Below are 12,905 nucleotides of genomic sequence, written 5' to 3'. Positions count from 1 at the left end.
AGGGTCAGTCAGAATCTGTGAAAGGCGCATTAAACGATTCGAGTTCGTTTGTCATTACCTTTCTGAGATGTTCTCTCCCTGGATTGTAAGAACTTTTGCCCGGCTTTATGCCGGGCTTTTTCTTTTCTGGAATTCAAACAGTGGGAGCGACGCGCGGCTTGCGAGCGCGGCGATTCGCAATAAATACACCGACCAATATAGCCGCCATACCAATTGCATGCTCTATCAAGAACGGTTCGCCGTCTATTACGCCAAGAATTAGCGCAACGATAGGAATCAGATAGGTAACAGAACTGGTAAAGGTAGTGTCTGTCATTTTCACCACCGTATTGAAAATAACCAGCGCCATAGCAGTGCCGACAATACCTAATACTAGAATTGCCCCAAGCGAAAACACTACGTCAGGTTGCGTTCCAAGCTGCTCAATGAAAGGCGTTGCGACAAGCAAGTAGATTAAAGCTGGTGGCGCCACAAGGAATAAGCTAACCCCGGTTATGGTTAACGCGCCAAGGTCAGGTATATGGTGCTTAATCAGGTTCAAGTTAATGCCGTAACAGATGGTTGCGACAATAATCAGAAGTGCAAATGAATTAAACTGTAGCTCACCGCTGGCACTGGCTGTTATTAATACAAAAGTGCCGGCCAAGCCAATCAAAACCCCCACCCATTGTTGCATAGCAACCATTTGCCGAAATACCAAAACGCCGATAATTAACGTTGCCAAAGGTGTGAAGGTATTAAGTACACCGGTAACGCCACTGGCTAATTGTGTTTGTGCAAATGCAAACAAAAATGCAGGAATAAAACTACCAACTAAGCCAACCGAAATTAATTTAGGCCAGTGATGGCGACGCACCGTTTTGAAACGTTGCATGAGAAATGGAAGTAGAAAAAAACCTGCAGAGGCGATGCGAATCGCAGCCAGCTGATCAGGCCGAAAGGCAATAAGCCCTTTCTTGATTAAAATAAATGAACTGCCCCAGATTAATGCGAGCAGCAATAACAGCAACCAAGCCTTTAGTGGTGGGGCCTCAGTCTGCTGCATCGGCGTTAACCGTTGTCTTGGGCTCGCTATTTAGCCATTCGGATAAGATAACTTCAACTTCAGGCAGGCCGATTTTGTTCAGCGACGAAAACATTTCAACTTGAACGCCGTCACCGAACACAAGCGCAGCCTCACGTGCTTGAAGTAGCGTACTTTTGCGTTGGCTTGGTTTCAATTTGTCTGCTTTGGTAAGTAAAACCAAGATTGGAATTTCGCATTCCGTTGCCCAATGCAATAAATCCTGATCGGTATCACGGTAGGGATGGCGAATATCCATCAATAATACGAGGCCACGAAGCGACTCACGTTGTTGCAAGTATTCGCTGAGGGCTTGCTGCCATTTTTCTTTTACAGAAATCGGAACCTTGGCATATCCATAACCGGGTAGATCGATAAGACGCTTACCAGGTTGCACCTCAAATACATTTATGAGTTGCGTACGGCCAGGTGTTTTACTCGTACGTGCTAACGCTTTTTGTCGCGTTATCGTGTTGAGTGCACTTGATTTGCCCGCATTTGAGCGGCCAGCGAACGCAATTTCGACGCCGGTATCGTCAGGCAACTGTCGAATATTTGCCGCGCTCGTGATAAATTTTGTGGGTTGAAAATTCAACGTGGTGTTCATAGACGTGTTTTGGACCTCAATTGAAACGACATAGTATCATGATTAGACGTTTAATCCTTACAACTTTTGTGTAAAATAGCGTCTGTTACAACTACCCAGAGCAGAGATATCGATGATGAAAAAAATCGCAATGTTCGTAGGCCTGTACCTTGGCTTAACAGGTGTTGCTATGGCAGCGACCGGTGATGCTGAAGCAGGACAACAAAAAGCCGCTGTCTGTGCTGCATGTCACGGACAAGATGGAAATGCACCATCTGATATGTATCCGAAGATTGCTGGTCAGCACGAAGGTTACCTATTGAAACAGCTAACAGACTATAAATTAGCCCATGAAACAGGTGGCGAGCAGGGTCGTGCTAACGCGATCATGCAAGGGCAAGTGGCTATGTTGAGCGAACAAGACATGGCGGATTTAGCAGCATTCTACGCTTCGCAAGAAATGGAAGGTGGGTCTGCACCAGAAGATGTCATTGCGGCCGGTAAAAAATTATTTGTGGCAGGCGATGAAGCGCGCGGAATTGCAGCGTGTGCAGCATGTCATGGACCTCGCGGTGACGGTATGGGCTTGGCAAACTTCCCAGATATTTCGGGGCAGCATGCAGCCTACACTAAGCAGCAACTCGAGCTGTTCCGCAGCGGTGAGCGCGCGAATGATATGAATAATATGATGCGCGATTTAGCGAGCAAATTGACTGACAAGGATATCGAAATCTTGTCGCAATACGTTCAAGGGTTGTACTAAGACCCATAAAAAAGGCAGCATCAGCTGCCTTTTTTGTTTTATTTGTTGAAAAAAAAACACAAAAAAAGCCCTATAAAAACGCGGGTTTGACAAAAAAGTTATAAGAAAATTCATTTTTAGAAGATAAAAATCATTGATAATTCGGCACGGATGAGTACTCTGAATGCCATTAGGTTTTCGCAAAGCCAGATAATATAAGGCTTTGCAGAGTTGAAAGATAAAATCCAGGGAATAAAAATACGGCCAGGAGGCCACCTTTTAGTCAAGCAAAATAAAAACAATAGAGCTCGGCTAAAACGCTTAACTAATAACAATAATAATAAAAAAGCTCACGGACGTTATAATTAAAAACATGGAAGATAATGACAACCGTTCTCGAAATCGCACGTGCGCTGTGTGAAAAATTGAGAATAAATCAGGCGATGGAAACATCGCCTTTTTTATTGCCCGCTAGATAAGGTAAACTATGCGATACTTTACGCATCACTTCAGTATTGGAAGTAGCGAAAGTTTCACATTCACCTGTTCTGGAAACACACATGACCCGCGTTAAGAAGACCCGCAAAACTGGACCGCTAGCGCCCGCGAAGCAGCCCCAAAATGATTGGGAAAAGCCGAAAGGCAAAACGGTACCACCGAAAACGACGCAAAAAACCAAAGGACATAAGCCGGGTAGTCGGTCAAATCCGGTTACAGGTAGTCCAAAAGGCTCAGCTAAAACTGAAGCTAACGCGTTAAACGATCCGCGTCATGGCAGTAAAAAGCCAATCACATTAATCGATCCAGCTCAACAACACGTACAACAAGTTAAGCAACCTGCTTTCGACCGTAAAGCTGCTTTGGCTGAATTATCAGCACTCGAAAATGATCAGCGTCTAGAGCAGTTGTTAGACCGCGTTGACGCAGGCGAGACATTGAGCAAAGCCGAAGCTGCATATGTTGAAGAACGCACCGAGCGATTTGCGCAGCTTGCCGATTTGCTGGGCATAGACCTAGACGATGATGATGACTTTGACGACGAGGATGATGATGCTAGAGATTAATTTGTCAACTTTGGGTTGGATAGTAGTAGTACTTGGTTTAGTCGTAGTGCTTGGCTTGGCTTTTTATGCAGGTCGTTTACTGGGGCGGTTGAAACAACAAAATCAACGTCGTGATAAAGCCCTCGAAAAGCGCAATGAAAACCTCTATGAAAGCATTGTCACTATCGCCAAAGCTATGGACCAAGGGCAGTGCCCACTGTCTGAAGGTGCGTTACGGTTGGTTGTGTTACTTGATTTGCGGGTGGAGTCGCAGCAAGCGGCCTACGCCAAACGCTATCCGGCATTGCACGATATGTACGAACGTATTAAGCACATGCCAACTCATGAAGCGCGCAAGCAGTATCCGAAAGGTGAAATTCGCAAGATGGATCTTGAACGAGAAGGGTATGAACAAGAGCTGGAAGATGTCATTTTAAAGGACATCCGCCAGCTTTTGAAAGACTTCGGTTAAGCCTTATTGTTTATAGATATTACCGTCTTTGATTACCAAGTTAATATCACTTAGTAACTCAATGTTATCTAACGGATTACCTTGTACAGCAACCACATCTGCACGCTTACCTACCTCGAGCGTGCCAATGTCGGTTACGCCAAGCAGCTTCGAGGCTTCGGCGGTTGCGCTACGAATAGCTACCAACGGCGGCATACCCGCTTCAACCATATAAATGAATTCACGGTAGTTTTCGCCGTGGTCATACACGCCAGCATCGGTTCCAAAGGCAATCTTCACACCAGCTTTATAGGCTGCAGCAAAGGTACTTTGAATTTTAGGACCAATAGCAGCAGCTTTCGGGCGCACTAATTCAGGGAAGAAGCCGTCAATTTTAGCGCGATCAGCAACTGAGCGGCCGGCGGTAATTGTAGGTACGTAATACACACCTTTCTTCTTCATGGCGCGCATCACTTCATCGTCCATGTAAGTGCCATGCTCAATGGAGTCTACGCCAGCCTCTATCGCCCGCAACATACCTTCTTTACCATGCGCGTGAACTGTAACTTTCATCTCGTAGTCTTTCGCGGTGGCCACAACAGCATCAAGCTCGTCTTTCATAAACTGCGGATTATGGCCGCTCTTAGCGACGCTCAAAACACCGCCAGTGACAGTTAGCTTAATCAGGTCTGAACCATCTTGATAACGCGCGCGAACTGCTTGACGCGCTTCGTATGGGCCATTTAATACGCCCTCATAAGGCGTTGGTGGCGCGAACAAGTCGCTATGTGCGCCATTCGTAGGGTCAGCGTGTCCGCCCGTTGTAGCAAGTGATTTACCGGCAGTATAAACGCGTGGGCCAATCACCTTGCCGGCATTAATGGCATTACGCAGTGCAATGCTGGCGTTATAGGAATCGCCAAGGTCACGTACAGTCGTAAAACCAGCCATTAAGGTTTTATTGGCGTAGTTGACGGCGTTTAGGGTCACATCAGCAGCGCTGTTGGTGAATTTATGCATATAGCTGCCAGGGCCAAGCTGCGACGTCAAGTGCGTGTGCATATCAATAAAGCCAGGCATTACGGTGCCATTGCGACGGTCAATTACCACATCACCTTGTTGTGGCTCGCGATAACCACTTTCGATGGCTTTAATGGTATTACCGTCAATAACCACAGTCATTTCCGATTTTGGATTAGCCTGAGTGCCATCAATCAGGGTTCCTGCGTGAATGAGCGTATCGGCTTGCGCAGTAAACGCTAAGCCTAGCGCTATAGATAATGTAAGAAACTTTCGCATAACAAGCACCTCTCTGTTTTTTGTTATAGTGACCACATTACAGAGCAAAGTCCTAAGCGGTCAATGAAGCTTCTGGCTTTTAACCGCTTATAATGAGTGAATTAACGCAAGAACTGCGAGTTCTTGGTATACTAAGCATCTTTTACACCTATAGGCTTCAAGTTTCATGTTTAAAGGTATTCGAGAAGACATCCAAAGCGTATTCGCCCGCGACCCTGCGGCGCGCAACGCTTTTGAAGTGTTAACCACGTATCCAGGCCTGCATGCCATTTGGTGGCATCGTATCAGTCACAAGCTCTGGAGTTGGCGCTGGTTTTGGCTTGCTCGATTTACTTCTACCTTATCGCGCTGGTTCACAGGCGTAGAAATTCATCCGGGCGCTAAAATTGGCCGCCGCTTCTTTATCGATCACGGTATGGGTGTCGTGATTGGTGAAACAGCGGAAATTGGTGATGATGTAACCATTTATCACGGGGTAACTTTGGGTGGAACCAGCTGGAGTCAGGGCAAACGCCACCCGACGCTACGCAATGGCGTGGTTATTGGTGCTGGCGCTAAAGTGCTGGGCCCTATTGAAGTGGGCGAGAATGCCCGTATTGGTTCCAACGCTGTGGTAGTTAAAGATGTACCGAGCGAAGCGACTGTGGTTGGTATTCCGGCGCGTGTAGCCAGCACGACAGAGAATAAAGAAGTGACAAAACGCCGCGAAGAAATAGCGAAACAGTACGGCTTTGACGCCTATGCAATTTCGGCGGACAACCCAGATCCTGTCGCCACTGCTATTGGTCGTATGCTGGATCACGTACACCTGCTTGACCAAAAAGTAAGCGATTTATGTTGCGCAGTAAATAAACTTGGCGGTAATGTATGTGAAGAAATACCGGAAGTTGAATTAGACGATATGGACTTCCTCACTGCAGAACAGGAAGCAGCTGAACGTCGCCAAAAAGACCAACAAAAGAAGCCGCAAGGTGAGAGCGATCATTAGTTGACGATTGGACAGTTGCTAGCGGAGGTAATTAAAGATGCTAGCATCACGACTTATTTTTATAACCCTACTGACAACCCTAACAGCTTGCGCAAGTGCTCCTGATGCGAGCCAGCAAGCTAGTGCTGACACGTCATTAGAACTTGGCCAACCCCAGTTTAATACAGCGCTATTTGAACCAAGAAACTCCTTGGTGACACCAGAACAACTGTTTGCCCTAACGACTGAGCAGCAACAGGACTTTTTATTTGATTTTAATGGTCGGTTAGCTCACCTTCCCGAGAATCAGCGAATTAGTGAATACCTGCAAGATTTGACCTACGGCTTTAATTACAAAGAGCAAACCTACACGGCAAGCGAGGCCTTTGCGCTGAGTGCGGGCAACTGCATGGCGTTAGCAATATTGACCAAAGGGCTTGCGGACTTTGTTGGCGTAGAGATTAAATTTCAACGTCTAACGAATGCGCCTGTATACGACCGCAACAATGATGTGGTTATGGTTTCTGACCATGTTCGCGCGCGGCTCTACAAGCCCGAACCTGAAGCTGGAAGTGAGAGTAAAATGTTCATTTTTCAGCGCTCATGGGTTGTGGTTGATTATTTCCCGTCAAAAGACACCCGTAACTCAGGCTTAATCAGTACTGACGAATTTCTTGCACTCTACTATCGGAATCGTGCTGCAGAGTTAATGATGGTGGGGCAAATTGATGAAGCCTTCGCTTATGCACAAGAAGCCCTACGTTACATGCCGAACGATGCGGACACGTTGAACATTATTGGGTTGCTGCACCGTCGCGCTGGCGATGATCAAACCGCTGAAGCGCTTTACCAGTATGCTTTACAGCAAAACCCACACAATTTAAATGTATTACACAACTACCAAACCTTGGCGAAGCGCCAGCAACGTAACGTATTGGTGGACGAGTTAACGCAACGTATTCAGGCGATACCGGATAGCAATCCGTATACGTGGATAACACTCGCGGAACGAGCATTTGAAAAAGGCGAGTTGGATACTGCGTTAGCAATGTATAGCAAGGCTGCAGAATCTGCGCCCTATGTACATGAAGCGTATTGGGGTCAGGCTAGAGTGCATGCTGCGAGGGGGGATACTGTGCGCGCTAAAAGGGTGTTGGAGCGAGGTTTAAAAGAGGCGCGCCTCTCGGCGACCAAGCGCACTTACAAAGCGGGTTGGTACAGTTACCAAGGCGTGGAGCCATAAAAAAAGCCGCTCAACAGAGCGGCTTTTTGAAATCTTTTCGCTAATAGCGTTGCGAAGGCAACGTCTTACATAGGTACTACGTTTGAAGCTTGTGGGCCTTTAGGACCTTGTTCGATAGTGAACTGAACAGTTTGGCCTTCAGCTAAGGTTTTGAAACCGTCTGATTGGATAGCAGAGAAATGTACGAATACATCTGCGCCTTGTTCTTGTTCAATGAAACCGAAACCTTTAGCTTCGTTAAAGAATTTTACTTTACCAGTTACTGTAGACATGCTGTGATTCCTCGTATTGCATGTGAAAATCTAGGGTATTGCTAATAAAAATTACGTGTATTACTTGGGGACTTACAAAACGAGGTACAGCAATTGACTTCGTAACAGGCCACAATTAGACAGCCGAATTTTTCTAGCGACGATGAGTATACGCTTATCTTAACCCCTGTCAATTAAAGATTTATTAACTGTTGCTTAAGTCTTAGCCACGAATCCAATTTTTGGTGATATGGCGAAACTGGTCCGTCCCCGAACGATGCAACCATTCATAAGCGGCCATTTCAGATGAAATAATAACGACCCCCTCTTGTCGAAGGCGGTTTAATGCGGTTTGTTTGTCGCTATCGCGGCGTGAGCCGACGGCGTCTTCAACCACAAAAACTTGATAATCATCAGCTATTAAATCCAATGCGGTTTGCAGAATGCAAACATGCGTTTCCATACCCATCAAGATAACTTGTGAGCGGTTCTGTTCACTTAATGCACTCGTGAAATTGGGCTCTTGCATCGCACTGAAGTGCATTTTTTCAATAACCTGTGCGTTTTCAATCACGCCAGATAGTGCATCAACACTCAGGCCAAGGCCTTTGGGGTACTGTTCGGTAACCAATACCGGTACGTCTAATTCGTTGGCAATTTCGCCAAGCCAACGCATACGTGCAATAAGTTGATCACGCTGATGGATAACAGGCGCGAGCTTTTCTTGGGCATCGACAATAACCAGCACACTTTGGTCGGCTTGCATAAGCATGGCAACAACTCCTTCGGGACATTGACTTAAACAGTGTATTAACGTGATTATGCCGTAAAGCATTTGCTATTCCCAATGCTAGACTATATTTTGAGCAGAATAACTTCACCTTTCGTCAGGTACGTCAGAAGGAAGCTGGCCATGCCAAATAACTCTGCAGATACCTTACTGCAAAGCTTTCGCAACAAAGTTACGCGCAATATGGTGTGGGCTGGAGCAATCACTGAATTGCTGCTCGCAGGGGCACAGTTGTGGCTTGGCAATTATATGCAGTCGGCGATTATATTTACGGCGGGTGTCGTGTTTGCCGCTATTGCCTACACATTTCGCCATGGGCGCATTCCCAATTACTGGCGCCTTGTATTTATGGTGTTGCTCAGCGTGATTTGTGTCATGTCTATTCGCGAGAACGGCACCATTGGTGTTTATTGGTCTTACCCCTTACTCGTCGCAAGCTTCTTTATGTTTCGCGACGGCTACGCCATCGCACTCGCTGCTGCCATTACCGTGTTCTTTAGCATAGCCGCACTAGCGTACATGCCACTTAATGATGGTTGGCGCATAGCTGCCACATTGTCGGTTATTTTGGCACTTGGTAGCGTTTTTGTGGTGATGCTCGGGCGTATGCAAAAGCTACTACACCAGTTGGTTGTAACCGATACTTTAACCGGTTTGCAGAATCGCCACCGAGTCAATAGCGTACTTAGCGACTTAATTAATAATTTCCGCAGGTATCATCGAGCTGCCAGCCTTATTATGTTAGATCTTGACCACTTCAAACTCATCAATGACAAATATGGACACTTGTTTGGCGATCAAATGTTGAAACAACTGGGACGACGGCTGAAATTGAGTTTGCGCGTTAATGACCAGTTATTTCGCGTTGGCGGCGAAGAATTTTTAATCGTGTTACCGGAAACAGACATTAAAGAGGCCGTAAAGGTAGCTGAAAAAATTAGACAAATAGTGTCGAATGCACCGTTTGATGGCAAAGATGCACAGGTGCGGTTAACGGTTAGTGTCGGCGTTGCCCAACTGCGAGCCGAGCAAACCTGGGCAGAATGGATAAATACCGCAGATACTGCTTTACTTGAGGCAAAGCGCAAAGGGCGCGACCAAGTATGCGCCGCAGAACACTACTCAGCCGAATAGCATAGCGAGAAACCAATCAATATGAATACAGCAAGTGCATCAGTGACGTCTACCCTTCCATTGAACCTTTGGCAGCAGTTCCGTCTTGTTGCTATGCGCACCATCTATTTTGGTGTCGGCGTGGTGATATTTGTGTTAGCGGGCATAGTAGCCATAGAAGGGCAGTGGCTCGAAACAGGGGCCTTGGTCAGTGTCGCTCTAGCGTTCATTTTAACTGGTGTTGTCTACCGCAATGAGCTTGCGCCACAGTGGATAAACTTTCTCTTTATATGCGCCTTGGGAACCCTTGTTAGTGTGTCTATGAAAACCAGCGGCATGATGGGCGTCTATTGGATGTACCCAGTGCTGGCAATGGTCTTCTTTATGTTTGACCGCACCATTTTTGTGTTAGTTATCATGTTAATTTACGCGTTGTTTGCAGCGGTTATGTATAACTTTTTACCGTTTGACTACGCGTGGCGTATAGCGCTCTCCATGTTGGTATTGATTGGTGTCGGTGCCGTATTTCTTATCATGATGAGTTACATGCAACGTAACTTATCGAAACTTTACGCGACTGACCCGCTTACTGGATTTTATCGCCGCGAGTACGTGGCTGACATGATGCAGCGTGAGCTAGACCGTGCGCAGCGGCAGCAGCACCCGGTGAGTGCAATGTTGCTTGACCTCGACTCATTTAAAAATGTGAATGACAAGTTCGGCTATATGTTTGGCGACGAAGTGTTGCGCGAAACAGCAAGTAGAATCGCCCGTGTGTGTCGTAAAAACGATGTTATGGTGCGCTATGGTGGCGCTGAATTCTTAGTAGTCTTTCCAAACACATCTGTCAAAGAGGCTGCGGAGCTAACTGGGCAAATGCTCGATAACTTGCGCCATGAGCCCTTTGCAGTAAAAAGTATGATGACCACAGTAACCGCCAGTGCAGGTGTGGCCCAGTGGCGGGCGAATCAAACCTGGGGGCAATGGCTCGAGAACGCTGATGCAGCGAAGGATAAAGCCAAAAGCCAAGGTCGCAATCGGCTGAGAATTGCGCAATAAATTTGCACCTAGAGCCCCAGCTAGCTACAATTCGCTCCTTTGAAAAAGGGAGCATCCAATGGCACCTGTCTTGATTTTAATGGGGTCACAATCTGATTGGCCCGTCATGCAAAATGCAGCACAAATGCTAAAAGACCTCGGTGTTGAATGGCGCGCGGAAGTTGTTTCGGCGCATCGCACACCAGATTTGCTTAAAACCACGATGGAACAAGCCGAGCGCGATGGTGTGCCAGTTGTGATTGCTGGTGCAGGTGGTGCTGCGCATTTACCGGGCATGCTCGCAGCGTTTACAGCAATTCCAGTACTGGGCGTGCCGGTACCAAGCAAACAACTGAAGGGCCTTGATAGTTTGTTATCTATCGTACAAATGCCGAAAGGTGTCGCGGTGGGTACACTTGCTGTTGGCGCCGCAGGTGCTGCCAATGCAGGGTTGTTAGCCGCACAAATTATCGGTTCATTCGATGCTGATGTGCGCCAGCGTGTGCATGCCTTCCGTGAGCAACAGCGAGACAAAGTTATGAGTGGTCCAAAGTTGGAGTTACCGGAGTCATGAAGATTTTGTTTATCGGTGATGGGCAGCTAGGTCAGATGTTGGGCGCTAGCGCCATCAGTCACGGCCATGAGTGCTTGCTATTTAGCACGCGCACCAACACCGTTAAACCGCTGTCTGCGCAAATTGATTTGAGCATCACACTTGCTGAGGCGATAGCGTGGGCTGACACGGTTAGTTGGGAGCATGAAGATATTCCCGCAGACATTTTAGCCGCCGCCCACGACAAGTTTCTAATGGACCCAGCGCGGATTAAGAGCCTGACTGATCGGCGTGCCGAGAAAAAGTTATTTGATGACTGCCGTGTGCCAACGTCACCTTGGCAAACCTACCGCACCGCCGATGAACTGAAAAAGATTCTCGACAACGCCGAACAACCGCTGGTGTTAAAAGCTGCGCGTGGCGGCTATGACGGCAAAGGTCAATGGCGTTTTAGCATGGCCGATAGTCCGCAGGAGCTCGCGCAACAAGCTGGACAGGCGCCAGGTATCGCGGAGCATATGATTCCGTTTGAGCGCGAGGTGTCACTGGTAGGCGCGCGCAGTAAAGACGGCAGCATATGCTGTTACCCATTAATTACGAACGTGCATGACCGTGGTATTTTGAGTTATAGCCTTGGCGCTATTGACCCAGTTGACCCTGCATTGCAACAGCAAGCTGAAGAATGTTTCCGCCGCTTAACCGACGCACTGCATTATGTGGGCGTGTTAGCCATTGAGTTCTTTGTAGTTGGCACAGACAATGAAGCAACGCTGCTGGTCAACGAAATTGCACCGCGTGTGCATAACTCGGGGCACTGGACCATGACGGGTGCGAACACGAGCCAGTTTGACCTGCACATTCGCGCTTTAACGGGTATGCCACTACCGTTATTACGATTAGAGCCTACCGTAATGATCAATGTTATCGGTGCCGAGCAAATTCCAGCCGGCCTTTGGCATCACGCCGACACCGATTGTCACTGGTACAATAAAGAGCCTCGCCCTGGGCGCAAAGTAGGGCACGTAAATATTCGCACTGCGAATCGTGATACTGCACTTACCTGGGTTGCCCAGTGGGCGGAAAAGCTGCAGGTTCTGGCTTAGTTAGCCAGAACCTTCTGCAACCAAAGATTAATCGCCTGCACTTGTTCTGCGCACACCTGATGTTGCATGGGGAAGCTCTGATAGTCCGCCTTATATCCGTGCTGCTGCAGCCATTGATACGCCTGTTTACCGAGTACCTCCGCAACCACAGGGTCTTGCGTGCCATGCTGGACTAAAATGGGCAGCTGCTGGTTTATCTGGTTTGGCTGAATACTTGCGTGTGTTGCCAAGTAAGTGGACAGCGCTAACAATCCGCGAAGCTTTTTCGTATACGTCAGTGCCGCTTCATACGCCACCGCACCACCTTGCGAAAATCCAGCTAACACAATATTCTCGGCCGGAATGCCACGCGCTATTTCGCGCTCAATTAATTTGTGTACTTCTGCTGCAGAGGCGCGCAGTTGCTGTTCATCAACTTCACGCTCAATAGACATACTCAAAATGTCATACCACGCGGGCATACGCACGCCGCCGTTAATGGTAACTGGAATTTGAGGGGCGTGTGGAAATACAAAACGAACCGCAACCGGCGGTGTTAAATGTGGCACTAATGGCGCGAAGTCATTGCCGTCGGCACCAAGGCCATGCAACCAAATGATAGCGTGCGTGGCCGGTTGTTTCGGTTCTATTTCTACACAGGGAAGATACGACATGAATACTCCG

Annotated in this window: 15 protein-coding genes; 9 read left to right on the top strand and 6 right to left on the bottom strand. The window is 47.6% G+C overall.

Features of this window, described 5'->3' with window-relative positions:
• Window positions 1–133: 133 nt before the first annotated feature.
• Both EGC76_RS07900 and yihA read right to left on the bottom strand, forming a co-directional pair.
• Window positions 134–1,045, bottom strand: coding sequence for a DMT family transporter (locus EGC76_RS07900; RefSeq protein WP_128352444.1), 912 nt, complete (start codon window positions 1,043–1,045; stop codon window positions 134–136).
• On the bottom strand, window positions 1,032–1,670 hold the full coding sequence (yihA, locus tag EGC76_RS07895; RefSeq protein ID WP_128352443.1) for a ribosome biogenesis GTP-binding protein YihA/YsxC: 639 nt from the start codon (window positions 1,668–1,670) through the stop codon (window positions 1,032–1,034). The genes EGC76_RS07900 and yihA overlap by 14 nt, the downstream gene beginning before the upstream one ends.
• 115 nt (window positions 1,671–1,785) lie before the next feature.
• Here yihA and EGC76_RS07890 point away from each other — a divergent pair, with 115 nt between their 5' ends.
• The 3 genes from EGC76_RS07890 to EGC76_RS07880 all read left to right on the top strand — a co-directional run bounded on the left by EGC76_RS07890 (window position 1,786) and on the right by EGC76_RS07880 (window position 3,906).
• Window positions 1,786–2,412 carry a c-type cytochrome gene (locus EGC76_RS07890; protein ID WP_128352593.1) on the top strand — a complete coding sequence of 209 codons (627 nt, stop codon included), beginning with the start codon at window positions 1,786–1,788 and terminating at the stop codon, window positions 2,410–2,412.
• Window positions 2,413–2,951: 539 nt separating this feature from the next.
• Window positions 2,952–3,455: a Der GTPase-activating protein YihI gene (gene yihI / locus EGC76_RS07885; protein ID WP_128352442.1), complete on the top strand. Its 504-nt coding sequence runs from the start codon at window positions 2,952–2,954 to the stop codon at window positions 3,453–3,455.
• Window positions 3,442–3,906, top strand: a complete 465-nt coding sequence (locus EGC76_RS07880; protein WP_128352441.1) for a DUF2489 domain-containing protein — start codon at window positions 3,442–3,444, stop codon at window positions 3,904–3,906. The genes yihI and EGC76_RS07880 overlap by 14 nt, the downstream gene beginning before the upstream one ends.
• A 3-nt stretch (window positions 3,907–3,909) precedes the next feature.
• Here EGC76_RS07880 and EGC76_RS07875 read toward each other — a convergent pair whose 3' ends face one another.
• On the bottom strand, window positions 3,910–5,184 hold the full coding sequence (locus EGC76_RS07875; RefSeq protein ID WP_128352440.1) for a metal-dependent hydrolase family protein: 1,275 nt from the start codon (window positions 5,182–5,184) through the stop codon (window positions 3,910–3,912).
• A gap of 166 nt (window positions 5,185–5,350) precedes the next feature.
• On the opposite strand from EGC76_RS07875, the gene cysE reads away from it, so the two are divergent.
• A complete protein-coding gene (gene cysE / locus EGC76_RS07870; RefSeq protein ID WP_128352439.1) occupies window positions 5,351–6,172 on the top strand; it encodes a serine O-acetyltransferase in 822 nt (273 codons plus the stop codon).
• A 37-nt stretch (window positions 6,173–6,209) separates the two neighbouring features.
• Window positions 6,210–7,394 carry a tetratricopeptide repeat protein gene (locus EGC76_RS07865; protein ID WP_128352438.1) on the top strand — a complete coding sequence of 395 codons (1,185 nt, stop codon included), beginning with the start codon at window positions 6,210–6,212 and terminating at the stop codon, window positions 7,392–7,394.
• Window positions 7,395–7,459: 65 nt separating this feature from the next.
• Here EGC76_RS07865 and EGC76_RS07860 read toward each other — a convergent pair whose 3' ends face one another.
• Window positions 7,460–7,666: a cold-shock protein gene (locus tag EGC76_RS07860; RefSeq protein WP_055439451.1), complete on the bottom strand. Its 207-nt coding sequence runs from the start codon at window positions 7,664–7,666 to the stop codon at window positions 7,460–7,462.
• Between the two features lie 202 nt (window positions 7,667–7,868).
• Window positions 7,869–8,417, bottom strand: coding sequence for a hydrolase (locus EGC76_RS07855; RefSeq protein WP_128352437.1), 549 nt, complete (start codon window positions 8,415–8,417; stop codon window positions 7,869–7,871).
• A gap of 141 nt (window positions 8,418–8,558) precedes the next feature.
• On the opposite strand from EGC76_RS07855, the gene EGC76_RS07850 reads away from it, so the two are divergent.
• The 4 genes from EGC76_RS07850 to EGC76_RS07835 are packed head-to-tail and all read left to right on the top strand — an operon-like array spanning window position 8,559 to window position 12,242.
• A complete protein-coding gene (locus EGC76_RS07850) occupies window positions 8,559–9,569 on the top strand; it encodes a GGDEF domain-containing protein (protein WP_164876818.1) in 1,011 nt (336 codons plus the stop codon).
• A gap of 21 nt (window positions 9,570–9,590) precedes the next feature.
• Window positions 9,591–10,607: a diguanylate cyclase gene (locus tag EGC76_RS07845; protein WP_128352435.1), complete on the top strand. Its 1,017-nt coding sequence runs from the start codon at window positions 9,591–9,593 to the stop codon at window positions 10,605–10,607.
• Window positions 10,608–10,665: 58 nt separating this feature from the next.
• Window positions 10,666–11,160 (top strand): 5-(carboxyamino)imidazole ribonucleotide mutase, encoded by a 495-nt coding sequence (gene purE, locus EGC76_RS07840; RefSeq protein WP_128352434.1) that lies wholly within the window; start codon window positions 10,666–10,668, stop codon window positions 11,158–11,160.
• Window positions 11,157–12,242 carry a 5-(carboxyamino)imidazole ribonucleotide synthase gene (locus EGC76_RS07835; RefSeq protein WP_128352433.1) on the top strand — a complete coding sequence of 362 codons (1,086 nt, stop codon included), beginning with the start codon at window positions 11,157–11,159 and terminating at the stop codon, window positions 12,240–12,242. Before purE ends, EGC76_RS07835 begins: the two co-directional genes overlap by 4 nt.
• Here EGC76_RS07835 and EGC76_RS07830 read toward each other — a convergent pair.
• Entirely contained in the window at window positions 12,239–12,895 is a 657-nt protein-coding gene (locus EGC76_RS07830) for an alpha/beta hydrolase (RefSeq protein ID WP_128352432.1), read from the bottom strand. The two genes, EGC76_RS07835 and EGC76_RS07830, sit on opposite strands and share 4 nt — an antisense overlap.
• Between the last annotated feature and the right edge of the window lie 10 nt (window positions 12,896–12,905).

Origin of the sequence: Pseudidiomarina gelatinasegens, assembly GCF_004025325.1 — a bacterium.
In the GTDB taxonomy this organism is placed as follows: domain Bacteria; phylum Pseudomonadota; class Gammaproteobacteria; order Enterobacterales; family Alteromonadaceae; genus Pseudidiomarina; species Pseudidiomarina gelatinasegens.
Note: the sequence above shows the minus strand (reverse complement) of the source record. Positions and strands in the feature narration are given on the sequence as shown.